The organism is Ancylomarina sp. 16SWW S1-10-2 (assembly GCF_009669305.1).
Classification (GTDB): domain Bacteria; phylum Bacteroidota; class Bacteroidia; order Bacteroidales; family Marinifilaceae; genus Ancylomarina.
Genome location: NZ_SADB01000027.1, coordinates 15,621 through 42,181 on the forward strand (window position 1 = coordinate 15,621; position 26,561 = coordinate 42,181).

At 33.2% G+C, this 26,561-nt stretch carries 25 protein-coding genes; 10 read left to right on the forward strand and 15 right to left on the reverse strand.

The window, feature by feature from the left end; all coding sequences use genetic code 11:
- Positions 1–4 precede the first annotated feature (4 nt).
- From EMN46_RS16665 to rplS, 4 genes are all read left to right on the forward strand, one after another.
- On the forward strand, positions 5–706 hold the full coding sequence (locus EMN46_RS16665; protein ID WP_154201953.1) for a response regulator transcription factor: 702 nt from the start codon (positions 5–7) through the stop codon (positions 704–706).
- A 109-nt stretch (positions 707–815) separates the two neighbouring features.
- The gene (locus EMN46_RS16670; RefSeq protein WP_154201954.1) at positions 816–1,493 is read left to right on the forward strand and encodes a YggS family pyridoxal phosphate-dependent enzyme; all 678 of its coding nucleotides are present in this window, start codon (positions 816–818) and stop codon (positions 1,491–1,493) included.
- A gap of 119 nt (positions 1,494–1,612) precedes the next feature.
- On the forward strand, positions 1,613–2,617 hold the full coding sequence (locus tag EMN46_RS16675) for a dihydroorotate dehydrogenase-like protein (RefSeq protein WP_154201955.1): 1,005 nt from the start codon (positions 1,613–1,615) through the stop codon (positions 2,615–2,617).
- A 185-nt stretch (positions 2,618–2,802) separates the two neighbouring features.
- Positions 2,803–3,150 carry a 50S ribosomal protein L19 gene (gene rplS / locus EMN46_RS16680; RefSeq protein WP_154201956.1) on the forward strand — a complete coding sequence of 116 codons (348 nt, stop codon included), beginning with the start codon at positions 2,803–2,805 and terminating at the stop codon, positions 3,148–3,150.
- 63 nt (positions 3,151–3,213) lie between these two features.
- On the opposite strand, the gene EMN46_RS16685 is transcribed toward rplS, so the two are convergent.
- The 3 genes from EMN46_RS16685 to EMN46_RS16695 all read right to left on the reverse strand — a co-directional run bounded on the left by EMN46_RS16685 (position 3,214) and on the right by EMN46_RS16695 (position 5,634).
- On the reverse strand, positions 3,214–4,068 hold the full coding sequence (locus EMN46_RS16685) for a patatin family protein (RefSeq protein WP_154201957.1): 855 nt from the start codon (positions 4,066–4,068) through the stop codon (positions 3,214–3,216).
- Positions 4,069–4,656, reverse strand: coding sequence for a 1-acyl-sn-glycerol-3-phosphate acyltransferase (locus EMN46_RS16690; RefSeq protein ID WP_229130404.1), 588 nt, complete (start codon positions 4,654–4,656; stop codon positions 4,069–4,071).
- Positions 4,657–4,929: 273 nt separating this feature from the next.
- Positions 4,930–5,634, reverse strand: a complete 705-nt coding sequence (locus EMN46_RS16695; protein WP_195715297.1) for an SIMPL domain-containing protein — start codon at positions 5,632–5,634, stop codon at positions 4,930–4,932.
- A 452-nt stretch (positions 5,635–6,086) separates the two neighbouring features.
- Here EMN46_RS16695 and EMN46_RS16700 point away from each other — a divergent pair, with 452 nt between their 5' ends.
- The gene (locus tag EMN46_RS16700; protein ID WP_154201960.1) at positions 6,087–9,104 is read left to right on the forward strand and encodes a hypothetical protein; all 3,018 of its coding nucleotides are present in this window, start codon (positions 6,087–6,089) and stop codon (positions 9,102–9,104) included.
- Between the two features lie 480 nt (positions 9,105–9,584).
- On the opposite strand, the gene EMN46_RS16705 is transcribed toward EMN46_RS16700, so the two are convergent.
- Both EMN46_RS16705 and tnpA read right to left on the reverse strand, forming a co-directional pair.
- Entirely contained in the window at positions 9,585–10,070 is a 486-nt protein-coding gene (locus EMN46_RS16705; RefSeq protein WP_154201961.1) for a hypothetical protein, read from the reverse strand.
- 283 nt (positions 10,071–10,353) lie between these two features.
- Positions 10,354–10,815: an IS200/IS605 family transposase gene (tnpA, locus tag EMN46_RS16710; RefSeq protein WP_154201962.1), complete on the reverse strand. Its 462-nt coding sequence runs from the start codon at positions 10,813–10,815 to the stop codon at positions 10,354–10,356.
- Between the two features lie 742 nt (positions 10,816–11,557).
- Between tnpA and EMN46_RS16715 the strand changes: the two genes are divergently transcribed.
- From EMN46_RS16715 to EMN46_RS16725, 3 genes are all read left to right on the forward strand, one after another.
- Positions 11,558–11,935, forward strand: a complete 378-nt coding sequence (locus tag EMN46_RS16715; RefSeq protein WP_154201963.1) for a RidA family protein — start codon at positions 11,558–11,560, stop codon at positions 11,933–11,935.
- 114 nt (positions 11,936–12,049) lie between these two features.
- Positions 12,050–12,958, forward strand: a complete 909-nt coding sequence (locus EMN46_RS16720; RefSeq protein WP_154201964.1) for a phospholipase A — start codon at positions 12,050–12,052, stop codon at positions 12,956–12,958.
- A gap of 511 nt (positions 12,959–13,469) precedes the next feature.
- Positions 13,470–14,063 (forward strand): 2OG-Fe(II) oxygenase, encoded by a 594-nt coding sequence (locus EMN46_RS16725; RefSeq protein ID WP_154201965.1) that lies wholly within the window; start codon positions 13,470–13,472, stop codon positions 14,061–14,063.
- 70 nt (positions 14,064–14,133) lie between these two features.
- Here the strand turns inward: EMN46_RS16725 and EMN46_RS16730 are convergent, their stop codons facing one another.
- The 10 genes from EMN46_RS16730 to EMN46_RS16775 form a co-directional block, all read right to left on the reverse strand.
- Positions 14,134–15,996 carry a Xaa-Pro dipeptidyl-peptidase gene (locus tag EMN46_RS16730; RefSeq protein ID WP_154201966.1) on the reverse strand — a complete coding sequence of 621 codons (1,863 nt, stop codon included), beginning with the start codon at positions 15,994–15,996 and terminating at the stop codon, positions 14,134–14,136.
- A gap of 279 nt (positions 15,997–16,275) precedes the next feature.
- Positions 16,276–16,425: a PspC domain-containing protein gene (locus tag EMN46_RS16735; RefSeq protein WP_154201967.1), complete on the reverse strand. Its 150-nt coding sequence runs from the start codon at positions 16,423–16,425 to the stop codon at positions 16,276–16,278.
- A 195-nt stretch (positions 16,426–16,620) separates the two neighbouring features.
- Positions 16,621–16,977, reverse strand: a complete 357-nt coding sequence (locus EMN46_RS16740) for a DUF805 domain-containing protein (protein WP_154201968.1) — start codon at positions 16,975–16,977, stop codon at positions 16,621–16,623.
- Between the two features lie 312 nt (positions 16,978–17,289).
- The gene (locus EMN46_RS16745) at positions 17,290–18,744 is read right to left on the reverse strand and encodes a TlpA disulfide reductase family protein (RefSeq protein ID WP_154201969.1); all 1,455 of its coding nucleotides are present in this window, start codon (positions 18,742–18,744) and stop codon (positions 17,290–17,292) included.
- A gap of 41 nt (positions 18,745–18,785) precedes the next feature.
- On the reverse strand, positions 18,786–19,148 hold the full coding sequence (locus tag EMN46_RS16750; protein WP_154201970.1) for a hypothetical protein: 363 nt from the start codon (positions 19,146–19,148) through the stop codon (positions 18,786–18,788).
- A 57-nt stretch (positions 19,149–19,205) separates the two neighbouring features.
- A complete protein-coding gene (locus EMN46_RS16755; RefSeq protein ID WP_154201971.1) occupies positions 19,206–19,712 on the reverse strand; it encodes a hypothetical protein in 507 nt (168 codons plus the stop codon).
- Positions 19,713–19,766: 54 nt separating this feature from the next.
- The gene (locus tag EMN46_RS16760) at positions 19,767–20,864 is read right to left on the reverse strand and encodes an SAVED domain-containing protein (RefSeq protein ID WP_154201972.1); all 1,098 of its coding nucleotides are present in this window, start codon (positions 20,862–20,864) and stop codon (positions 19,767–19,769) included.
- Positions 20,857–21,342, reverse strand: coding sequence for a Mov34/MPN/PAD-1 family protein (locus EMN46_RS16765; RefSeq protein WP_154201973.1), 486 nt, complete (start codon positions 21,340–21,342; stop codon positions 20,857–20,859). The genes EMN46_RS16760 and EMN46_RS16765 overlap by 8 nt, the downstream gene beginning before the upstream one ends.
- Positions 21,327–22,898: a ThiF family adenylyltransferase gene (locus tag EMN46_RS16770; protein WP_195715298.1), complete on the reverse strand. Its 1,572-nt coding sequence runs from the start codon at positions 22,896–22,898 to the stop codon at positions 21,327–21,329. The genes EMN46_RS16765 and EMN46_RS16770 overlap by 16 nt, the downstream gene beginning before the upstream one ends.
- Positions 22,899–23,015: 117 nt before the next feature.
- A complete protein-coding gene (locus EMN46_RS16775) occupies positions 23,016–24,077 on the reverse strand; it encodes a nucleotidyltransferase (protein WP_154201975.1) in 1,062 nt (353 codons plus the stop codon).
- Positions 24,078–24,673: 596 nt separating this feature from the next.
- Between EMN46_RS16775 and EMN46_RS16780 the strand changes: the two genes are divergently transcribed.
- Positions 24,674–25,480: an RNA polymerase sigma factor gene (locus EMN46_RS16780; protein WP_154201976.1), complete on the forward strand. Its 807-nt coding sequence runs from the start codon at positions 24,674–24,676 to the stop codon at positions 25,478–25,480.
- A gap of 183 nt (positions 25,481–25,663) precedes the next feature.
- Positions 25,664–26,113: a hypothetical protein gene (locus EMN46_RS16785; RefSeq protein ID WP_154201977.1), complete on the forward strand. Its 450-nt coding sequence runs from the start codon at positions 25,664–25,666 to the stop codon at positions 26,111–26,113.
- Positions 26,114–26,561: the final 448 nt, after the last annotated feature.

Here is a 26,561-nt window from a genome sequence, read left to right on the forward strand (position 1 = left end):
AAATATGAGTCTCGAAAAATCACCTAAAATTCTCCTTGTAGAAGATGACCCTAGTTTGGGTATGTTAATAAAAGATTTCCTTGGAATGGAAAATTTTGATGTTGTCCTAGCAAAGGATGGTATTGAAGGTTTTTCTACATATGTGTCTGGTCGTTTTGATTTATGTATTTTAGATGTGATGATGCCATTGATGGATGGTTTTACTTTGGCTAAAAAGATTAGAAAGAAGAATAATGAAGTGCCTATTATTTTTTTAACGGCAAAATCGCTTAAGGAAGATAAACTAAATGGCTTTGACCTAGGAGGTGATGATTATATAACCAAACCCTTTGATGAAGATGAGTTTATACGCAGAATTAATGCTGTGTTAAAACGCTCTTATAAAGCTCCAGAAGCCGCAGATTGCCAATGTGAACTTGGTAAATTTAAATTTGATCATTCTAATCTTGAACTTTCCATGGAAGGTGTTGTTTCTCGTATTACCAAGAAAGAGGCTGATGTTTTAATATTACTATGTAATAGTCGAAATTCGCTGGTAAAACGAGAAGAGATATTAGTAAAAGTATGGGGCGAAAATGATTACTTTATGGGGCGTAGTCTTGATGTCTTTATCACAAAACTCCGTAAACATCTTAAACCAGATCCTTCAATTAAAATTGAGAATGTTCATGGTGTTGGTTTCATTTTATCAGATGGAACGAAGTAATTTCCTGATTTTATCCATTTATAAGTAAATGATATTTTAATAATTGATTACGAAATTTCGATATTCTATCTAAAATTGTAATTTTGAGGAAGATTTTAAAATATAAAAGATGAGTATTTTACAAAATATAGATCAAATATTAAAAAGTATTCCTGAAAACGTTAAGCTTGTAGCGGTTTCTAAGACCAAACCCAAAGAAGCTATTATTGAAGCTTATGATGGTGGTTATAGAATTTTTGGAGAGAACAAGCCTCAAGAGCTAAAAGAAAAGTCTGAAACATTAGCTAAAGATATCGAATGGCATTTTATAGGACATCTTCAAACCAACAAAGTCAAGTATATTGCCGAGTTTGTTCATCTTATCCATGCTGTTGATAGTATTAAACTATTAACAGAAATCAGCAAGCAAGCCAAAAAACACAATCGCGTTATTAATTGTTTATTGCAATTTCATATTGCTAAAGAAGAAAGTAAGTTTGGTTATGACTTAGCCGAAGCAATGGAAATGCTGCGTTCTGATGAGTTTAAACATCTTGAAGGAGTTAATATTGTTGGGGTAATGGGGATGGCAACATTTACTGACGATCACAATCAAGTTCGTTCAGAATTTAAGCAGCTTAAGGCTAATTTTGATAGGTTGAAAGCAGAATGTTTTAAAAATAAAGCTGATTTTACTGAGCTTTCTATGGGTATGTCTGGTGATTATCAGATAGCTATTGAAGAGGGTAGTACTATAATTCGAGTAGGTAGTTCTATTTTTGGCGAAAGACAATATGTTCAAAAGTAAAGCTGTTTTCTAAATAATAGGAATTTATTTGTCTATAAAGAAGTAATAAATCTGTAAAAATGTTAATTGATTACTTGAATTAATTATATTTGTTTCAATCAAAAAAAAATAATACTAGCATGATAAATCTTGAGACCAAATATATGGGGTTGACTCTAAAAAACCCCGTTGTTGTTAGCAGTTCTGGTTTAACCAACTCAGTTCGCAAAATTAAAATATTAGAAGAGAAAGGTGCTGGCGCTGTCGTTTTGAAATCTCTTTTCGAGGAACAAATTACAAATGAAGCGTCTCATTTAATTTCATCTGATCCTAAGAATTCAGGTTATCCTGAAGCTGAAGATTATATTGTGAATTACGTTAAAGGAAATACAGTTTCGAAATATCTTGAACTAATTCGTGAAGTTAAAAAATCGGTTTCTATTCCAATTATTGCGAGTATAAACTGTGTCTCATCTAAAGATTGGACTTCATTTGCTAAAGAAATAGAGCAAGCTGGTGCTGATGCAATTGAGCTAAATGTTTTTATCGTACCTAACGATAAAAATAAATCGTCTGAAGTATATGAACAACTTTATTTCGATGTTCTTAAGGCTGTGAAAAAGGAAGTTAATATTCCTGTTGCAATGAAATTGGGAATTTATTTCACTAATCTAATGGCAGTGGCTAATCGTTTAAATGCTGATGGAGCGGATGCTTTAGTTCTGTTTAATCGTTTTTATGAGCCAGATATCGATATCGAGAAGATGGAAATGACTTCAGCAGAGGTATTAAGTTCTCCTTCAGATATTCGTAAGTCATTGAGATTTGTAGGAATACTTAGCGATAAAATTAAAGGTATAGACATTGCTGCATCTACAGGTATTCACGATGGTGAAGCGGCTATTAAACAATTACTAGCTGGTGCTAAAACGGTTCAACTTTGTTCTACAATTTACGAAAATGGATTTGATAGAGTTAGTGATGTGTTAGCAGATATCACAAAATGGATGGCGAAAAAAGAATACAAAACCGTTGATGAGTTTAGAGGAAAATTGAACTATGGACAGCTTGCTGATTCGGCAATTTATGAAAGAGCTCAGTTTATGAAATACTTTTCAAATACTAAGAAAGAAGTTTTACAATAGCGTTTCTTTTTAATCATATTTAAGTCCGAATACATATTCGGACTTTTTTTATGTTTTTGCTTTAAGATTCTCCTTGTAGATTAGAAAATAATCCTTACATTTGCGACGAATTCGTGCGTAATCTCTGGCATCAAGACAGTTATATGTTTATATTGCGTTCGTGAATCTTAAAAAAAATCATTACGATGGATTTAATTAAAGTTGCTGAGCAAGCATTTGCTACAGGCGTAGAAATTCCTGCTTTTGGAGCAGGAGACACAATTAGTGTTTCTTACAAAATTAAAGAGGGAAACAAAGAAAGAATTCAGATTTTTAAAGGGGTTGTTATCCAAGTTAAAGGTACTGGCACAACTAAAACTTTTACTATCCGTAAAATGTCTGGTAATGTTGGAGTAGAAAGAATTATTCCTTTATATTCTCCTCTTATCGACAAAATCGAAGTAAACAAAAGAGGTCGTGTTCGTAGAGCTAGAATTTACTATTTACGTGAACTTACTGGTAAAAAAGCTAGAATCAAAGAAAAAAGATTTTAATCAGCTTTTAAGAATATTGAAAAAAGCCTTCCATTTGGAAGGCTTTTTTTATGCCATGTGGTTTTATTTTATCAGACAAGTCTTTTTGAATTTTTCGATAGCAAGTTTACCCATCTCTTTCCCAATTTTATAATCATCAATAAGTGTTTTATAATCTTGGGTAAATCGACCCGTTTTGAAATGTTCTGGAGGACATACCTCTATAACTTTAACGCCTTGGGGAGGATTGTGAATAAAATCGATTGACTTATTATAAACTTCGTGCCGATTTTCTATTGCTTTTGCTAATCCCTTGTGTTTAGAGAAAACAAGCTTGGCAATTTTAAAACCTAAATTATGACTCATCCTATACGATTCTGGACGAGATCGAAGTACCATAATTTTATCTGCACCTTTTTCGTAAGCTCTTTCAACAGGAATTGGAGCGGCTACACCACCATCGGAAACAACTTGTCCTTCAATTTCTAGATAATTACGATAGAAGAATGGAATTGTGCACGATGCTTTTAAGTAATGGCTTATATTCTCTGCATTAGGATTCAGAAAGAATGCTTCACCATTGGCATTGCTAGTGAACCCAATTTCAAAATCAATATTCTTTTTAAATAGAATATCCGTATTAATAGGAAGTTCTTTCTCGGTTACTTTCCAAAGCCAATCGAGATCGATAAAATGATGACCTTTTAGGAAGTTTTTGAAACTAATATATCCTGGTTGAAGCGAGTAATTTGTGTAGACTTCTAGATTTCTTCCCTTGTATTCGGCAAGCCAAGCTGCAGCATTTATCGAACCTGCAGAAACACCAATGACCATGTCAAATGGATTGAAATCTTCTTCAAGGAATTGATCCGTAATTCCAGCAGAGAATATGCCACGCATGGCACCACCTTCAATAACTAACGCTGTTTTACCTGACATCTATTTATTTTGATTAAGCTCTTTTTGTATTAAATTTTCGATCTTTAAGCATAATTCTTCAGCTGTGTAACCCTTAGGTTCTATAGCTTCTAATATGGAATAACGTCCTTTTTCTCCAAATGAAAGAGGAAAGAGGCCTTTGCTCTCAATTTTATAATTTCCATCAATTACGAAAGGAACGACAAGAGAATTTGGAGCTTCTTCTAATAAGGTTGCTAAACCACCAGATTTGAATTTTCTTAGTTTTCCTGTTTTGCTGCGAGTCCCTTCTGCGAAAACACAAGCACAATAGTTCTTCTCAGCAATAAGCTTTCCTAATTTACGAATTTCGCCGAAAGCTTGAGTTCTATTTTTTCTCATAATTAAGGCAGCGCCAGAATGACGAAGATTATAAGAAACACTTGGTATGTTTTTAGCCAACTCAATTTTAGATATAAATTTAGGATGGTGTTTTCTGAACAACCAAGCAATAGGAGGGATGTCGTATGCTCCTTGATGATTGGAAACGACAATAATTGGACGATTAGTAGGCAATTTAGCTTTGTTAGTGAATTTAGTTCTAAATCCAATAACCCATACTAAGTGCATTAATATGTAATTTAGAATATCGACTGATACCTTATGAGCTTGATAACCAAAGAGTGTTTTACAAATGACCTGGATAGGGTGAAAAATGACTAGTGTCAATAAAAATAGAAAATAAAATATTGGTGTTGTTATATAGGATATGATCTTCTTCATGTGTCGTATTGATAAGCCTTATGGTGCCACAAAAATAAAAAACGATAGTTGAATACCAACTATCGTTTTTTAAATATTCTTATATAATTATAAAGAAATATGTTTATTTAACTATATTTTTTATTTCAATTCGAATCGAACCATGATTTTGTGCTCTAATTTGATTTTTTGAAATTCTAGATCTGGTGCTTCTTCTTCCATAGCCATGCTTACTGTACCTCTTATCATCATATTTTTAGCTCTTGGTCGGGTATCATAATTATTTGAATAGCCTTGACCGATATAAATGGCTCTTCCAGCTTCCTGACCAATAGCTTCGGCAAGTATTTCTGCATTTTCTTTTGCGTTTTTGATGGCTTTAATTTTTACTTCTTTTTTGAATTCTTCCATTTTTGAATGATCCACCTTTACAATATTGATATTTGAGATATCCACCTTTTCTAATGTTGAAAATAGATTCGAAAGTGTCTTCGTGTCGTGTACAAGAACTTGGAATGACTTAGATTTCATCACATCTTTTTTCTTTAACCAATAGCTTTGAAAGTTACTGGTAAAATCAAGAACTTTCACCTGCTTCTCAAGATCAATACCTATCTTTTTTAAGGCTTTAAACATTTTATTTTCGAGTTGTGAGATACTTTCTTTATTCTTGGTATCCTTTTCACGTAAGTTGATATTTAAATAGATTTCATCAGGAACAATTTCTATTTCCGATGTGCCAGTGAGTTCAATATAGTTTTGATCGATAAAATTCTTTGTTCCATTTTGAGCAAAAGAGGATAGTGCCAAAAATGTAGCAAATCCTATAAGTATTAATTTTTTCATGTTTGTGTATTTTAGTTTATCCTTATTTTTTGATGCATCCATCAAGTTAACATCTTTTTATATATTATTTAATATTGAAAGAGGTAAAATGATAAGCAATTTTGATGCCAAATTGCACGCATAACTAATTAATACTTGCGTCAACTTATTTTAAGGAGAGATAATAGGTAAAAAAAATAAAGCCACCCTTTGCAGGATGGCTTTTAGCATATTGATTTCGGTTTAGTTGTAAGTAAACTTAAAGGAAACAGTAATATGCAATTAAAAATTTATATTGTTAGTAATTTATAGTCTTATTGTTAATGATACAAACTTATAGTATTGTTTTTAAATTTTATCTTAATGAAATGTTAATTTTGAGCATTACAAATGCAATGACTGATGTGTGAATGCATTGTAGTTTAAATAAAAGCAAGTATCTTACACATCCTAATAAAATTATTGATTTACAGATGAAAAGCGTTCTCTCTTTTATATGCCTGATGATCTTATCGTCAGTTTCTTATTCTCAATATTATAGTACTGGTCAAGATCCTTCAAATATAAAGTGGAAGCAGATTAATACAGCTGATTTTCGAATTGTATTCCCCGCTACTTATGAAGCTAAGGCAAGGTATGTGGCAGCTTTATTTCATGATTTGAAGGAAAAAGGAGGTAAGGATTTAAATCATTCCCCAAAGAAATTTTCGGTGATTTTGCATACCCAATCGGCTACATCAAATGGGATGGTGGCTTGGGCTCCTAAGCGAATCGAATTGTATGCTACGCCTCCTCAGGACGACGATACACAAGCTTGGTTAGATCATTTGGTTAGTCATGAGTATCGACATGTTTTGCAAATGGATAAGCTAGAGCGTGGTTTAACTCGAATATTAAATGTGATTTTAGGTCAGCAGGCAACAGCATTGATTGCAGGTTTATATTTACCATCATGGTTTATGGAAGGTGATGCTGTTTGTACCGAAACGGCTTTAGGTGAATCGGGTAGAGGGCGAAGTGCTGAGTTTGAACAAGAATTAAAGGCTCAGCTGCTTCAAAAGGGTGCTTATTCGTACGATAAAGCTGCTATGGGTTCATATAAAGACTTTGTACCCAATAAATATACGCTTGGTTATTATTTAGTTGGGAAATCACGCGTTCACTACGGTGATAAGTTTTGGGATAATACATTGAATAAGATTGGTGGCTCTCCTTTGAATATAAATTGCATGTCAACGGGTTTAAAAAATGGGATGAAGGACAAAAGAAGTGTTCTTTTTAATGAGCTGAAGGAAAAGCAAAATGCATACTTAAATACGAACTATAGAATTGAGCGAGTTGATTGGAATGAAGTAGAAAAGTTAAACAAGCATAGAAATGGAAAATTAACGTTTTACGCTGATGTGATGTCGGAGTTAAAGTGGGATTGGAAGAATCAAGATACTAATAATAAGAGGACGCAGGCTAAGTCTTTAGTTAAAGAGAAAGCTATTTATACAAATTATAATTATCCGCATATTGCTAATAAGGGCTTATTGTTGATGAAGGAGGGGTTGGCTGATGCCATGAGTTTTGTTGAGCTTGATGAGAATGGTGTTGAAAAAGAGATTTTTGTTCCAGGATACGATTACGGAACAGGGTTCGATTATAAGAATAATAAGCTGTTGTGGTCAGAATATCAAGCTGACTTACGTTGGGAACATGGCGATAAGGCTATTATTGTTACTTACGATATGCAGACTCAAACAAAAAGAAAGTATAAGTTAGCGCATAACTGTTTTGCACCCGTTTTTTCTGAAGATGGGAAACAGATTTTAAGTGTTGAAGTTGACTCTGATGGGGAAAGTACACTCCTAATTTTGGATACAGAAACGGCTTCGATTATAAAACGAATTGCAGCGAAAAAAGGTGAGTTTTTTATGACACCGCAATGGGCTAAAAATGATAAATCTATTGTTGTGATTAGTCAGGCCAATGGAGAAAAAAGCTTGCTTGAACTAGACCTAGAAACAGAAAGTAGAACGCTTTTATATGCTGCTGATAAAACAAATATTTCTCAGCCATATGTGAGTGATGATTATGTGTTTTTTACTTCATCGCATACCGGAATCAATAATATCTTTGCCTATGAGTGGGAGAATGGTCAAATTTCTCAGCTAACTTCTTCTCGATTTGGCGCTAAAGATCCTTTCTATTATCAATCTAAGAATACGCTATATTATTCAGATTATTCAGCTGATGGCTATGTACCAATTAATCTTGATTTAGCTTCTGGTTTATGGAAAAGACAAGATGGAGAACAAGCTGAGTTCAAATTGGCTGAGCAATTATCTAATCAACTGGGAGAGAAGATGCAGGCAGATACAAGTAAGTTGGATCAATGGCAAGTTAAGCCTTACTCACGATTGGCACATACCTTTCAATTTCATTCTTGGGCACCACTTTTTGTGTCTCCTGACGAAGAGAATATTGATATTGGAATATCAGCATCAAGCCAGAATCTTTTGAATACATTTTTTACTACAGTTGGGTATAAAAAAGAGGAGGGTTATGATAAGGGCCAATTTTATTTAAATTTATCCTACGAGCGTTTCTTTCCCATTTTTAATTCAAAGTTGGAGTATGGTAAGAATTCTAGAAACTTTAATTCCCAAATTAGAAGTAGAGAAGATGATACAGTCATTGGAGTTTTGAATGATTTAGAATGGAATCAGTTGGAATGGAAGAATTCAATATCATTGCCTTTTAATCTTTCATCGGGTAAACATGCAACCGTATTGAAACCAAAATTCTCTTATAATATTTATAAATGGACAGGTTATCACGCTAATATTTCTAGTTCTACTCAGACTTTGAGTGCAAGTAAACTTGGTTTTACTGATAGAACGTTTAAAGAGTTAGAATATCAGGTGTATTTCAGTCATTCAATAAAGAGTTCACAACGAGATTTGCAATCGAGATGGGCACAATATCTACAATTTGATTATCGTTATAGTCCTACAAAAAATAATACGGTAGGTGAGGTGTGGTCTGGAATTGGTCAATTCAATTTACCTGGTTTTGCAAAGCATCATGGTATAAGTGTTTATGCGGGTTATCAGAATCGTTCCAAATTGAATACTAGTTTTGGAAATGCCATAAAATCACCAAGAGGAGTTTCTAATCTCTTGGGTTTAGATTGTGCGACTACAAGTTTAGATTACCGCATGCCTTTGGCTTACCCTGATTGGAATTTGGGTGGTTTAGCCTACATTAAGCGAGTTAAGATGGGTGCTTTTATCGACTATGGTATGGAAAAAGGTGAGTATACTTTTGAAGAAAACCTTTACAATTTTGACAATAGAATTACTTCAATAGGACTTGAATTTACAGCCGATATGCATGTTTTGCGTTTGCCAATTCCTTTAAATTTAGGCTTCCGATTGGGTTATGAGAATGAAACAAATGCTGTGTTTGGAGATGTACTTTTATCCTACAGCCTTTCTTTTTAGGTTTATAGGGTTGGACAATAATTGGATGACTTGGTATTATTAACCACACGATACAATCGTGTGGTAGCGAGTTAAGTCTACTTCTAGATTATATTTCGGTTGGGAGAGAGGTGTCCTGAAATGGGCGAATTTAAGTAAGAATGATAATTTGCTCCTGCGGATTTATAATCTGCAGGTTTTGAGTTTGGGATTTTTAATCCCTTATTGAGAATTGAGGCGATTGTAAATTTATCATACTGTCAGCTCTTCGGGTTTTCCCAAATAATTGTTTCTATTTCCATTTCTCTTAGTTCCGTAGGAACGATAGTATGGTAGCAGAAAAATTGTGTATATATTTTAAAGCTCCAGAGGAGCGACACTCAATCAAAAATATAATGATCGACAAATGAAATTACAATTTTTTTTAATATTTGATGGTTATATATTTTTGCGTGATAAGTGTTTAAATTAAACATTTTTAAAATGGTAATTCATCTGCATCTAATCTTTAAATGATCCCATGTCCTCGTTTTCATCATCAATTTCATCGCAAGAAGTACAATAGCCAGGAAAAGGGCAGTTTTCTTTTTCGTAATTACAAAATTCAATGTGAGTAGTGCCAAATTGTATGTCGGGATGTTTTTCCATCCAAAATTTTTTTATGAATTGATAGCGCAAATGATTTGGATAGTTTTGGGGAAAATCCAAGGCAAAATGGAAATATTCTAGAAAATCTTCTAATTCTGCAGCAAGTTGTGTCTTTTGTCTTTCTGAAAGTCTTTCTGGAGGAGGTAATTGTTCCGGCAAAATTCCAGTGATTTCAGAAATGGAAATTTGATCACCATGTAAATAGTTTTCAACAGCTTCAATATGTTTGTAAAATGATTCGTCGTCGTTTATTGATTCATCTTCAGTTCTGTCCGAATTATTTATATTGTTTGTTATTTGATGTAAATCTTCGATGAGATGGTTTAAATAGTGTTCCATTTTTTTAGCTTTTTTTCTTTAAATCTGATTTGAAAGATAAAATATTGCATACTATATTAATGTGTCTGTCATCCCTTCGGGATTTATAATTTGTATTATATGGTAGTTCTACCATACTGCCAGCTCTCTGAGCTTTTTTTTATATGTGTTTTGGTTTTTGATTGTTTAGTTTCCTAGTCATATTGTTAAGCTAGAAACTGTTATGAGATTTTAGTTCCGTAGGAACGCCAGTATGGTAGATACGTTTATTTTATATTTTTTAAAAGCTCCATAGGAGCGATACTCAATCATAAAATTCAAAAATATAATGATCGTCAAATGGAATTTCAAATTTCTTTAATAATTCCAAATACTCTTCTTTAAAAGCTTTCGTTGCATGGTGCTTTTCTTGATTCCTAATATATTTAATTACAGTATCTCTTTGTGAACGGGAATAAGAAAAAGCGCCATAACCTTCTTGCCAGTTAAAATGACCTAATACCAATTTATTTTCGTTGATCCATTTTGATGAATTTGCTTTAATATCACGAATAATATCTGATAATGAGTTAGCTGGGTTTAGTTCGAAAAAAACATGAATATGATCCTTGTGACCATTTACTGCTAAAGAATAATTATTTGTACTATTTATTATTCCTGCGATATATTGATACAATCTGTCGGCAAAGTGCTTAGTAATAATATTTCCCCTGCCTTTTACCGAAAAAATGGCATGAATATTAATTTGGGTGTAGGTATTTGCCATGATATTTGTTTTGAGTTTTTCTTCTATTCTACAATTTACAAAAGTTTTATAGCTAATAGTTCTGTTAGAATGATAAAGTTTATGGATTGTATTAAAAAAAGTATTAGTAATGAGTAGATTGTGTGTTTTGTAATAATATATCTGTCGTCCCTCCAGGACTTTGTTTTTTTGGGTATTATAATATTGTTACCATACTGTCAGCTCTACGAACTTTTTCGAATATGGACTTCTGTTTTTTTATCTTCTTGAGTTCTGTATGAATATCAGTAAGGTATCAGAAGAATTGGGAATGTGTTTTTAAAATCACTAATAATCAATAGATTGTGTGTCTTTTTATTAGTTTATGTGTCATCCCTACAGGATTTTAATTTGGATCATATTTTGGTTCTACCATACTGTCAGCTCTCTGAGCTTTTCTTTAAAATAAGGGATTGAAAATCCTTAACTCTGTATCCGTAGATGACACATCTGTAGGAGCTTAACTTTTTTTCCGTTCCGTTAGGAACGATATTATGGTAGGAATGGTAGCCGAATAATTGTGTGTGTATTTTAAAGCTCCAGAGGAGCGACAGATGATTAATAAAAAATAATGCATCAGCATCATAAATTAGTTTATTGTGAAGAATGAAATCTATTTTTTATATTTTTGTGTGTGAAGGTTTAAAGTTATCGGCTAAGTATATTTGGCTATTGATATCTACTGGAATTTTCAACGATTAACAATTACATAAAAATAGATAAGATGAAACGTTTTATAAACTCAGAGAAAGCACCCAAAGCGATTGGACCCTATTCACAAGCTGTAGAAGCTAATGGAACATTATATATATCAGGCCAAATTCCAGTTGACGTAGCAACAGGTAAATTTGTTGAAGGTGGTGTGAGAGAGCAAACTGAGCAGGTAATGAAAAACATTGGTTATATTCTTGAAGAAGCAGGTTATACGTTTAAAGATGTGGTTAAATCAACCTGTTTGTTAAGTGATATGTCTAGTTTTGCTGTAATGAACGAAGTATATGGAAATTGCTATAAAGAAGATTGCCCTGCACGTGCTGCTTTTGCAGTAAAAGATTTACCTATGGGTGCTTTGGTCGAAATTGAAACAATTGCTGTAAAGTAATATTATTTTGTTATAGAATATAGATAAAGGCTGCTAATCGGTGATTGGCAGCTTTTTATTTCAGCATAAGCTTACCTATTACAAAAATGGGACTTCCTTTAAAAAATACCGTTGATGAAACTCAAAATCTACTTTTTACTTATTATTAGCTTTGCTTTTGTATCAAGTTCTGTAGCACAAAATTTATTTAAGAAACAGCAAATCTCTTTGCTCGAACAATGGGAGCTTGTGGATACAGTAAAAAATCAGAAAGGTTTATTTCAGATAAAGCAATACCGGCCAGTTTATATCTTAATGGGTAACTATACCAACGATATCAATGAAAAACCTCAAAGTGAGAATCCTAATAATTCGGTAACCGAAGCCATAGCACTTGATCAGGTTGAACTTAAATTTCAACTTAGTTTCAAGACAAAGGTCTTTAATAATATGCTGGGTCCGAAATTGGGTGGTGATATTTGGATGGCTTATACACAAACATCCCGATGGCAGGTGTATAACGATAAATTATCTCGTCCATTTAGAGAGACAAACTACGAGCCTGAAATCATGTATATTATGCCGACACCCTATAAAATCTGTGGATTAAAGGGTCTTTTTGCAGGTATTGGTTTTAATCATCAGAGTAACGGACGTTCTGATCCAACATCTCGTAGTTGGAATAGGGTGGTTGCACAAATAGCCTGGGAAAGTGAGAATCTAAGCCTCATATTAAAACCCTGGTTTCGCATACACGAGTCTGCTGAGGATGATAATAATCCGGGTATTGAAAATTATATGGGACGGGGAGAGTTAATGGCTGCCTATGGTAAAGGTCGGCACGATCTTAGTTTAATCGTTCGACACTCCATGCGTTTGGGTGAGAATAATAGGGGAAGTTTACAGGTTGATTATGCTTTCCAAATATGGGATAATTTGAAACTGAATGCTCAATTATTTCATGGTTATGGCGAAAGCTTGATTGACTATAATCACAAACAAACAACCTTTGGTATAGGTCTTTCGCTTACTCAGTGGAGATAGCACTTATTTAAGATTGCTACACGAACGACTTTGCTTGTTAAACAAGCTGTTAAGATTAAAATATAAAGAAAGGCTGCTAATTTCAGATTAGCAGCCTTTCTGTTTTATGTAACAATTTATTTCTTGGTCAATTCATTAAATAGTTTTTCATATTCCTCAAAACGATGTTCCCGAATGGGTCTTATTTTGGGTTCGGTACTAAAATGTAAGAGTAAACAGGGACTAATCTTTTTATAACTATCTACATACTCGTACGATTCCAATTCGTTATTTTTTATGCGTTGTTTTATTTTGTTGTGGTAAGGATACATATGAGCTTATTTATTGGTCGTTTTCTTTTAGTTAGCTCAATTTAGGAATAATAAAGAAAATAGAGAAGCTCACAGCCTATTTACTCTTTTTTTTTGTGGTCAATACATTTTTATAAATCTAATAATGTGTAATTCATAGTTTTATAAAGACTACATTGCTAGTGCTACCTTTATTTTAAGCGTAGTTTTATTCCACGAGAATGCAAAAAGCGCACGAAGATATTGTCAGTAGTTTTATTGATAATAATGTCGGTTTAAGTCAGCAGTTTTTAAGTCATATTTTGTCCTCACACCTTAGAGATAATCTGAAATTATTAAATACAAGTAAAAAACTTGCCGAGGCTGGCATTGGAAATTTGAACAAATTAACTACCGATTTATCGAACAGAGGTGATAAAATTTATTGGTTAGATCGTAGTCATAATAATGAATTTGAAAACCAATTTTTAGATCAGATCGATGAGTTTATTAGCTATCTAAATAGAAGTTGTTATTCCGGAATTACGGGGTACGAGTTTCATTACGCTCTATACGAAAAGGGAACGTTTTATAAGAAACATCTCGATCAATTTCATGATAATAAAAGTAGGGCCTTTACCATGATTATGTATTTAAATGCAGATTGGAAGGAAGAGGATGGTGGCAATTTGTGCATATTTCATGAGAAGGGTAAACAAATTATAAACCCACTAAACGGCTCTTGTGTTTTTTTTAAAAGCTCAGATCTAGAACACGAAGTTTTAACCTGTAATCGGCAACGAATGAGTATTACGGGCTGGCTTAAAACAAACTAGTTCACTTAGGTTGATGATAAATTTTAAAAATAAAGAAGGCTGCTAATCTGAGATTGGCAGCCTTTACATTTTATTTGGTAGCTTCTTTAAATGCTTCTGTTCCTCCTACAATGGGTAGAGATAAGCTTGTGGCATCTAAATCGATACTTAATTCGGTTCCTGGTTTAGGCCAAAGCGTAAATTCACGATCGCTCGAGAATATCATTAAAGCAATTTGTTGACCTTTAGGAATGATTTGATCATCGGGTTGAAGATCGAATTCTAGCTCGTAAAACTTACCAGGGTTTAGGGGTTTACTCTTGCGTAGCGATTTGTAATTTTGAGGATCGGCCCAACCACGAGTAATAATATTATCGGTGATTTTTACTCGGCGACCTTCGTTCCATGGTAAAGAAACCAACCATACCGATAGATTAGCTGCTGGTTTGCTAGAAGCTAGCTTGATTTTAATTCGAGCTAAACCCGAAATATGAACATCTTTAGTAAGTTTAGGACTAAGATAAATTAAACGATGATTGGTTATTTCTGCCTGAGCTAAGGCACTACCCAAAAATGAATAATTATCGACTAAAGTTTCAGTGCCTTGCTTGCTGCTAGGTTCTATGCTTAGACTTCCTCTTTCAGGACTACCAGCTGTTAGGTATAAGTCAACTGGTGATGCTTCAGGATTAGGATAATCTGCATAAGCAGTAGGCTGATCTACCTTGTCATTTTCACGAACAATCCATGCACGAGCATCGTTCTCAACACCATTCTCAACGCCATGTAAATAGTGTGTAAACCACCTGTTCATCATCTTCATTGGCGGTGGTCCACCATGTCCGTACTGATGATAGTATATTTGTGCGGGAATGCCTTTCTCCTTAGCCGCTTTGTATATTCTATAACTATGCTCAGGCATGACGTTCCAATCGTTAAAACCGTGCGACATAAGTAGTGCGGCCTTCATAGGTCCCATCTGGTTTAAGTAATCTCTACCTGCCCAAAAGTCGTTATAGTCGCCCGTTATACGATCCATACCATTGGACATTTCCGTATCTCTAACTCGAGCGTTATTAGCAGCACGTTTGGCTTCATCACCAGAGTGAATTACATCGTACAAAACATCAATATCTTCGCCCAAGTAACCTCCAGGACTTCTAACTAAGCCATTCGATCTGTAATAGTGATAATAGGATGTGTTTGGCGAAACAGGTATAATAGCCTCCAAGCCATCGACACCCGTTGTTGCAGCTGCCAGAGGGATTGTTCCGTTATACGATGTACCTGTCATGCCTACTTTGCCTGTAGACCAATATGCTTCAACAGTTTCGTTACCATAAGGTGTTGTGTAGCCTTTAACGCGTCCGCACAACCAGTCTATAACTGCCTTGGGAGCTAAGGATTCATTTTTTCCACCTACAGTTGGTGAGCCCTGCGACAAGCCAGTGCCCGGCGATGAGGAGTGAACAACAATATAGCCTCTAGGCACCCAAGTATCAATATGTGAATTCGAAATGATAGGTCGTTTACCTGTGCGCGTAACAACAGGATGAGCGTGTTTTGCAGGTGTAGCACCTAGTTCTTGTTTTACATCCCACATAAACTCTTTACCACCTGGCGCTGTGCCGGCAAAGTAGGGACTTGATACATATATAATCGGCAATTTAAGACCTTCTGTTTCGGTTTGATAAGGTCTCGTTACATCCACATGCATGCGATCATTTTTGCCATCCATATCGGAATCAAAATCGGTTTGAACCCATAAATCGTGCCTTATCCATTTTTCTGGCGCGCTAAAAGCTTTAACTATTTGAGCTTCTCCATTCTTGAAAATAGGCTTTGCTTTACTTGTTTTATTTAATTCTGATGATTGACCCAAAACAAGCGGCATGTTTATAGCGAGTAGGGCAATAAACACAATTATGTGTTTTAGGGGATGGCGTCTTTTCATATTTCTTAGGTATTGATTTTGGGTTAGATTCGTATTTCAAGCTATAAAACTTTAATCTAAGTCTAATTTAGAAATTAATTCTTTTATTGCCTAATTAACAAGTTATAGCTCTCGTTTATAAGTTTAACTTCTAAGTCATTTTTTTACTGGAAAGCAGATACTTGTTTCTATTATGAGTTTCGTTGGATTACCTCGTACGTGGAAACAAGAAAAGCTACCAATCGGGGAGAGGTAGCTTTTATTTGTATTGTAAAATTACAGTTTCTAGTTTATGAGATCTTATTTTGATAACAATTTGACCACCCATAAAATGAGGTAAAGTCCTATTCCTGTTCCAAAAAATAATGCTGATACCACAAATGCTATTCTGATGAGTTTTACATCCCATCCTAGTTTTCCACTTAGCCATTCGGCAACTCCTAATATCATAATTTCGATTTTTTTAGATTTAAACAAATACTAAAATAGTAAATAATTTCTTATTTCAATTATGTTCTTGCTAGTATGTTACTTGTTTGGTTTATGATGGAAGTTAACCAGATTATAAGAAAGGCTGCCAATCGAGGAGAGGCAGCCTTTAAAATTATTGTAAATTTGGCCCTTTATTTGGGGGTAGTATTTTAATTATTCAGCAATAAGTTCTTTGGGGTTTTTGCCATATTCATTTTCTCCGGGTGTACTATCAATTACGAATAGAACTAATAACGCAATAGCTCCAATAACAGGAATAAGCACGATTAAATACAACCATCCACTTTTTCCTGTATCGTGAAGCCTTCTTACTCCAACAGCGATAAAAGGTATAAGTACAGCTAATGTGTAGATTGTATAAACAACAAGATATGTTCCAAGAATAGAGTCAACAATTCCTGCTACAAATCCAAATATCAGATTAAATAAAAAGAACATCCAAAATTCTTGTCTTCTGGCTCTTCCATTAAATTCGGCATACTTTTTCAATACTGCTAAATACCAATTCATAGTTTTGCTTTTTAGATTTTCCTACTCGTCAGGCTTTTCGGTGCCGCCCCGTTATTTTTGGTGGTTTCTGGTCTCCACATATATAATCTCGACTTCAAGTATATTGCGATACATTTTTTCTTGTTCAGTTAACTAGGAAAAACTAATTCCCAAGTCTTAATTTAACCCTTTTATTCCAATTAAAATAAAATAATGTGCTGTAATTAAGATAGATGTGGGAGGAATACAAGAAAGGCTGCCAATCGAGGAGAGGCAGCCTTTCTTGTATTTATCAGGTGTGATTAATTGTTGTTCTTCGGTTTTGTAACCATTTTACGATGCTAAATCTATCAGTTTCTTTTCTAGCTCAGAATTTTCTTGCCACTTATTATTAAATGGTCTTTCAGCTTTATATGAAACCAAATTGCCTTCTTTATCAATTAAAATATATGTTGGTACTAAAATTATATTAAATAATCTATGCAGTTTTGAGCTAAAGCCTTTTTCAAAACGATAATGATTATTCTTTGTTAAGGAAACTTCAAAAACTTTATCCCATAATTTGTCGGAATAATCATCGACTGTTAAATAAATAAATGAAATTGGGTAATCTTTTAATTTTTCTTCCAGTTTTTTTGAAAATGGCATAGCCATTCTACAAGGGCCACAATTTAAACTCCATGTATCTATATAAATGACTTTACCCTTATTTTTGGCTAAAACTTCAGCCAAGGTTGTTTTTATATTTGAAGTATCTGCTAGCGCAGTTTCAAGAAATTCAGCATGCAAAGGAGCTCCAATCATCGCTTTTTTCTGATTGAAATTAGTCAATTCTGTATCTACAATATTAATGCAGTTTTTGTCTGACTTTATCGTATTAAAAGCTGAAACTAATAGGGAATCATATTTGTTTTCAATGGATAAATCGTAATATATCTTTTGAACGAGAAGGTGCTCCCTTGTCTTTCCTGATAAAGAATCCATAACGACTGATAGTAATACGGAATCTTTATTAAGGGAATTATTATTGTCCATCATTTTTTTGACTTCAGTTCTCACCAAATCACCTATAATATCCAAGTAGTTGCTACTAACTAAATATTTATCATTTATTAGACCTTTTATGCTATACTGCTTTTTAAATTCTAAAGGTATTTTCAATGAATCTATTGGTGTGTGATTTTTTCTTGAATAAGCAATTGCTGATTTTTCGTATAAATCAACAGACTCAAGGTAGGTTTCAATATTAAAATATTCGACAAACTCTTTTTCTAAGCTGTGAGTAGCATTAAATTTTTTAATTTCTATTTCTCGTGTATTGGCATACGCTTCTATCATTGTAAAGAAATCATTGAATTCAAGTTTTTTTGTATACCACGACATCATAATGTCAAGTTTCGAACTCGTTTTATGTTTCGATAAATTAAATAGAAATTCGTTTTTTGCAGATCCTTTTCCCGAAAAGGTAATTGAGTCTCTTGAAATAGATATGACTAATTGATCATTGGGAATTAGAACCAAATCTTGTCTTTGATTATTTATATTCATAACGCCTTTGCTAAGCTGTTGAATTGGAATATTTACTTCAAAGTTTCCTAAACTGTCAACTGCTGCAAAATAAGTTTTGGGGTTCATTTCGGCAGAGTGAACCTTAAACCATTCGAATTTTATCTCATTACATGCATAGTCAATTTTACCTTTAATAATGGTATGATTACTTTGTTCTTTCTTAGTGCATGACGATGCAAGTAAGGCTATTGTCCCAATAAATAATAAAAGTTTCTTCATTGTTTTAAAGTTTCTGTTAGTGTGTGCTAAATAATAGTAAGCTATTTTCTTCCCACATAGTTTTGAACCGAATTTGAGAAGACAAGGAAGTAGGCAATTAAACTTAAGGAAACAAGAAGAACTGAGTGAGCATAAACAAACTCTCCACCTGACCCGTAAAGCATAAATAGTGTTGCAACAATGGCTAGTAGGGTGATAATACTTAGTATGTACCTTACAAACTTAAGCCTAAACAATAGGGCAATAGCTAATACCACACCTATACCTCCAAAAATTTTAATATGACCTGTATCATGAACAAAAAGGGAATCAAAATACTCAGTCGCTATAGCGATTGCAAAAATTAAAACGACAGTGAATAGCGTGCTAAGGAATCCTTCCTGATTGTAAAATTGTTTTTTCATGCTCGTTGTTTGGTATAGGCTGCCAATATATGATTCGCAGCCTTAAAATCGTGTTTGTTAATTAGTCTTTCCCTTAAGCTTTAGAAGCTTTGTTATGCCACTATAATTGGTCATTATTAAGAAACCAAACACGAGCTTAATACCGCTAACAATCAAATTGAACTTATCTCCCGACTCAGCACCAAAGCCATGTACGTTTACTTTAAAAGCAAATAAGATTTGACTTAAACAATTGGGAATATTATCTATAATCAACAAGCCACCAATAACAATAAGAGCCAGTTTTATGATGCTGCTAGGATCGAACTTGCCCAAATCAATTCGATCGTCGTCGAAGTGTTTATCCAATTTTAAGAGATTCACGACATTGCTCGACTTGAATATGAGTAAGACAAATAGCCCCACCATTATAAGAGTTGCGATCAACATCCAAACAATTGAGAATAGATCTAGATCTCTTATAGCAAATGAAAAGTTGAAAGTGATCCAATTAAATAGTGAGTTAACAAGCATATACAGCCCGAACAACTTGATGATTAAAACGAAGAAGTCTTTTTTTGTCATAGGTTTTGTTTTTTTTAATTTTTGCATCCTCAGAACACGAGCTGCAAGCTTGCGTTAACAGAGTATTTTATTTTTAGCTACATTATATGCCCATGAGAAGCATGGAGTATCATTGCCATTATAATTATATACGATTACGTTTCGATGAATAGATTCAGAGTAAACTGTACCGAATTTAAATGCAAGAGAATTAGGTCCTGCATAAAATAAATGAACTATTTTAATGCGCGGATCTGTTGCTACTTCATCCATCAATTGCCTGAATTGCTCTGTAAGTATATTTATTTCACTAATCGTTTTGAAACGATCCCTTTTCCCATTACCTATATTAGATAAACTTAGATCATAAAATTTATAATAGTCAGGGACAATTTTTAAGCATTCACTTTTGGAAACATTAAATGTAGTGCTTACAGATATTATTAAATCCTGAGAGGAAGCTCTATAAATATTTGATTTTTTAATCGTGAATTTTTTTGATCTTATAATTTTATTCCTGAGCCATGAATAAGATAATTGATTCCATACTTGCTTATTTCTATTATAATCAAATACATTTATGGATTGAGTATCACTTAATTTTACTCCTAGACTAAATGCTAAAGGAATTCTTGTGATCCCCCAATATGCTAGTTCATTATTTATATGAGAATTTTTTAGATTTGTAATATTCGTAATAATGCGATCTTGATTATCAAGTGCTTCTTTGTATTTTTTATTTTTATCAAAATCAATCTCATCAACCAGAATGGGATGAACACAAAAACTACGAAAATCTTTGCCAGCCGTTTTTTTATTGAAATCTGGAAAACTTGTTGCCTGTAATCCCTGTTGCTTTATAGCTATTAAATTACGTGGATACTTTGTTTTATACCATAATTCATACTTTTTCTTTAACAAAAAGAATACAATTGAAAGCACTATGAATGTTAGACCAAAAACTAATTCTACGGTATTAAAATCATCCACTTGATTATATGCCAGTTCTATACTGCTTGCATTAACATTAAAAACAAATAGATTCCACCAATTTAATGTAAAGCTATCTGCTATTAAAGTTGATCCAAGTGTGAATGTGCCTATGCAAAATTTATTGTAGAGATTTACACTTAGCCACTTAAACTCGAATTGTTTATATTTTAATTCAAACATTTATCTTTTTTAGTTTAATTATTTTTTCGTTTTTATCTGTTATCCAAACAACAATACTTTTTCTTCCAACAATAATCGAAACTAAAAAGGGCAGAAATAATTTATCATTTTTCATGCGCCTTTTCCAATCATTTTTATCGACAACAGAGGGGGTAGGATTGTCTTCTGCATGTGTATGCCATTCCCCAAAATAATTTTCAGTTTTATCAGATTCGGACCATCTTTTGTCTACTATTTTTTGGTGTGAACTTTTATTTCTTTTAAAATAAAACCTTTTTCGTATGTCACTCTGAAATGGAATTGTTATTTCATCGATGATTAAATGATTTGTTATCTTTAATATCCTTCCTAATATAACGCCTCCTGCTTCAGTGCTTTTTGGTTCTATTTGCTTGAATGTTGTGAGTTCCTTAATTACGTCTCCATTAATTTGGAGTATGCTATTGTTAGGTAATTTAAACCTCAAAGCTTTGCACATGTTTCACATCTTTTATTTTTGTAAGAATATCTTACTTTATACAATTCTTCATTACTCAAATTATATCTTTTGGATAAATTATAATTATTATTTATAAATGCTTCGCTATCTCCTTTCCAAGATATAATAGGGTTGTCATTCTCTTTTCCCAATAGATATGATAATGCAAGTTTGACACAACCGATAGCAGACTGCTCTGCATCCAATACTCCATATGGGGTAAATACACTTGAACAACTCGTTAAGCTTTTAATAAATGATTGATTGGCAGCATAAAATGCCGCAGTGTTATGATTTGTTTTTTGATCCATTAAGCAGCGATAACAGCCATCCTTTTTTTGATTATTTATTAAAATACTATGACCACCAATACCATAAGGCTCAACCCAAGTAGTAATGAGAGGTGTGTTGCAAGTATTAACTATTAAATCATTTAGCCACAAGTTAATGGTTGGATTACCAGTTGCTGATATTATTAAATCGTAATCTTTAACTTTAATTTTCTTGTCCTCGATTGCTTTTTCAACTTTACTATTTATAGCAGTAATCTTAGTTTTAGTAGCAGAATTTTCGAGAAAAGTTTTTAAGGCTTCAGTTTTTATCTTATCTATTGAATTTAAACCTAAAACATGCCTATTAATATTATCCAAACTAAACTTATCATCATCAACTAAAGTGATATTAACGACCCCAGATTTAACTAATTTATGTGCGACAAAACCACCTACTGAACCACAACCTATTAAAAGAACTTTCTTATTATTGACATTCTCAAATCCACCACCGCGTAAACTAACATAACTTGAGTCAATTCTAGATATATAATAAGCATCTATTGCAACGGCTTCTGAACTTTTCCTAAGACCTTTAATCTTAATTTTGAATCCAACCAAACAGCTACTTAAATTAGGAGCTTGAAAATGCAACAGTATATTTGTAGTATTAGAACGGAGCATTAACTGATTCAATTTTGACTGATTTTTTATTGATAGACTTGAATTAATGATATCTATGATCTCATTTCTATACCACTTCTTATCAAATTCATGTGGTTTTATTGGTGTGTCAATATGAGCAAATATAAAGGGAGTTAATTTATTGATTGTTTCATTATTATAATCTAATAACCCTTTTAGATTATATCGTTTGAGCTTGCTCATACTCTCACATAAAAGTGTTTTGCCTTTTAACTCAAAAACACCTATCATCTTTACATCTTCGGATATCTCGACAAATGATGATAAACCTCGTTTTGTATATTTGTTGGAAAGTAAGTAATTATCAAATTCATTGAAAAAATCATCTGTATTTTTCCCTGAAATTCCATCCATTAAAGTTGATGTAGCTAATTCAATACTGTCCTCAATAATTCCTTTTGGGTTTTTAAAATCAAGTACTAATCCTTCATCATGAGCATAACAAACGTACCCATCAGGATCGATATGTGGTATAAAACCAAATTGATTGTATGTTTCAAGAAATATGATTGGTTTATCAAGTGGAAAATTATCTTTAAATCCAATATAGAATGACTCTTTTTTATCTTTAAAAACCATCTCAAACTTGAAAAGAGAACTGACACTTCTATTGGGTTTTATAGAGGTGTCAATTTTCCCAACAGATGAAATGGATTCTATTGAGTTCAAACATTCAACTATTTCACGTGTTTTCATTTATGCGGATTCTCCTGAGCTTGTTATTGCAGGTCTTGAGGATCTCTCAGAAATTGCTTCTTTCTCAATTACTATAAAATCACTTCCTAAGACTTTGTTAATTAATTTGGTAGCCTCATGAGGATCAATATTTCCCTGTGCTTCTTCTAATTTAGTTTTCAAAGTAGTTAGCTTCTCCTTAAACTTTTCCATTTGCTTAAGTGTCATTTCTGAGAAAAGGTTATTATAAGGAGATACAGGTAAATAAACTTCAATTTCTGACCATATACTTGAGTTAAGAATCTGCGTTACTGTATACAATAAAGCATCTAAATCATCTATCTCAATTTCATTAGTGAAAACATCTTTTATGCGTGGGTTAAAATGACTATACGCCAATGCTGTTAAAGCAATTCCTGTTGGTTTTCCAGTTCCGCTATTTTCACCTTTAAATTTTTCCTCTTTCCATCTTTTTAGATACTTTATAACTCTTTTGAATTGTTTTCTTTCTTCAGCATCATCAAACTTGTTATTTATTTTATTTTTTAATTCTTTGGGTGAAGATTCATCCCATCTTTTTTCTGAAGTATTTGATGTTTCTTTTCCTCTTGCTAAGTAATATTTATCATCATCATTTACGCCTGCATAAATTGCAAAATCGACGTGGTATCTTTCTTCACCTGCTTTTGTATACTGCACTGTAATACATGGCTTTTTCCATTTGACAGTTCTGTTGACTTTGGTGTCTAATGCTTCAAAAATCCATTTTTTTACAATTGTTGGGTTTTCATAATCGTCTTTGTTGATATTTAAAACTATTGCAACATCAATATCAAAATCACTATCTTCAAGAGGTTTTACACCTGTATACATTGCGTAACTCCCCTGATTGAACCATTTATATTTTAGATGATCTTTAGGATCTAAATCTTCATTTTTTTTATCAAAGTAAGATTTAATATCTTTTAATAAAATATCTCTTTTTTCACGGAGTATTTTATTACTTTCCTCTTCGTAATCTAAATCTGTGATTCTGATTTTGTCATTAAAATCTTTGAAACTCTTTTGTACTTGTTCGTTCATTATATTTTTGTTTTTGTTGTGTATTTGTTTTTTCGATCTCTAAATTAAACATTATACAATCAAATTTTCAGTAATTATGATTCTTTCTTTTAACAACTTATCCACATCTAAATTAAAGGGCTTGTATTTTAGTTAACGCCTATGTTGTATTATTACGTTCCGTATGATATCCAGTTGTTTTATATTAATACCTATTAATTAGTATACTTGTGTATATATGTTACTTTGCTAATGTTTTTCTATGTGAAATAAGGGTGTTAGCTTGTGTTACCAATTGATTATTTCTTTATCTTAATATTTAGCTTTGACTTTTAGTGCTTTGTTAACTACTTTTTGTATTGGTTGCTGTGTTTACTTTATTGGCAATTGAGGCAGCGGAATTTCTCAAGACTTACAACGAATACTCAATAGCATTGTTGAAATAGTTTCTACACTCAACTGGAATTGTGTGCTAAATGAGTCCTGTAGATGTTTATCGTATCAGTTAAATAAAAAAATAGAATAAATTTATTTCACAAAATATGTCACACTTGCTATCTTGGCCTTGTCTAATTTTATAGAAGGTGTGTTTTAAATATATCCAGCCGAAGGGAATTATGAGTGAAAATATAGAGCTATTGGTAAAAAAAGCGAATTCGGGAGACAAGAAAGCTCTCGAAAAAGTGGTTGTTGAAATTCAAGATTTGATCTATAACCTTTCGTTTAAAATGTTGTTATTTCATGAGGATGCCAGTGATGCCACTCAAGAAATCTTGATAAAAGTGATTACGCACTTAAGCACATTTAAAGGCAATAGTCAGTTTAAAACCTGGGTATACAGAGTTGCCACAAATTATTTATTGACCAAGAAGGGTAAAAATTCGAAAGCATATGCAATCTCGTTCGACGAATATGCAGATGTGATTGATACGGGTCAATCTGATGAGGTCAAGTACACTCAAAATGAGGGAGAACTAGCTCTTTTAGAGGAAGATATTAGAATTGGTTGTACGCAAGGGCTCTTATTGTGTTTGAATGAATCAGACAGGTTGGTTTATATTTTGGGAATGATTCTTGAATTCAATAGTGTGGAGGCTTCCGAAATGTTGGGTATGACGCCTGAAAATTTCAGAAAGAAACTGTCTCGCTCGAAAACTAAGATTCAAAACTTTTTAAGTCATAAGTGTGGTGTAGTTAATCCGAATAATCCTTGTCGATGCAAGAGGAATATCGATTTTCTAATTGAAAATAAGGGAATGGATCCTAAGAATTTAGCTTATGGAAGTATTTCAAATCGAAAGCTTGATTTAAGTGATAAACTTAGCGATATACAAAGAACGGTAGCCATATACCGAGAAGCACCAAATTTCTCTGCTCCAGAGGCTATTTTGAAAGAAATAAGGCAAATCTTAAATATAAGTTAATCGTCCTATACTCAAAAGCTATGTTTTAACGCAAGCTTATTTTTGATTTATAATGTGTTACGAGTACTGTGGGGGAGACCAAACTAAGTTTTTTTGAATTTTTCATCAAAAACTGTCACACTTGGCATCTCGGTTTTGTCTAATACATAAACAAGACATTGATAAACTATAAACAAGATCGAAATGGAAAACAATTTCAAGTTTAAACAATTTATTATTATCACATTAATCACCAGTGCTTGGATACATATAGGTGAAACATCCAGAGCTGCATTAGTAGCATTTCCTAGAATTGCTGCTTTTTTTGAAGGCAAGCTTCAAGTTATAGGCTTGGAACAAGCACAAGCTAGTCATGCTTTAATTTGGGTTGCTTGGGATACACTTTTAACAGCCGTATTGGTATTTATGTTTTGGTTATGTGCCAAAGCATTTGGTAATAACTTAAAAGCCATTTTAATTTCAGGAACTGTTACTAGTTTCGCTACACTTGGCATTTTTTGGATTGCTACCGTAAATACAGGATTGGGCGAATGGAGCACTGCTTTTATCATATTCCCAATTGCGTGGGCCGAGTTAGTAATTGGTGCGTGGATTGCATCTAGGCTATATGCATCGGGTCGCTGGGCTGCTTAAGTTGTGATTAGTTAATGACGAGTTGTGATCCCGATCTATATCTGGAACGAATCACGCTTTGAAAATAGATCTGAGAACGTTTAGCTTCATAAGCTAAACTTCCCCCTTCAGGGGGATTGTGGGGGTGTCCTTTATAATTAGGAATTGTGAATTAGTAATTATGAATTTGAAAATAACCACCTCCCCCTCGTTTCGAGGGTACTCCTCCTTAAACAAAGGAGGAGAAATTTGATATACGGTTCAGATTTAAACTCAATAAAAAATAACGGTTTCCCCGCCTTATTTCAAGGAGGGGTGCCGTCCCGAAAGCTTTCCCTTAGGTTTGCATAGCCAAGGTTACTGTTACTGATTTTGTATTTTAGTAGTGGTTAACCAGTCTGTAGAAGTAAACTAGCGATAGCTTAAGGCGTATAACCTATGTCCCGAATTAGACTTCTACCGACATGGC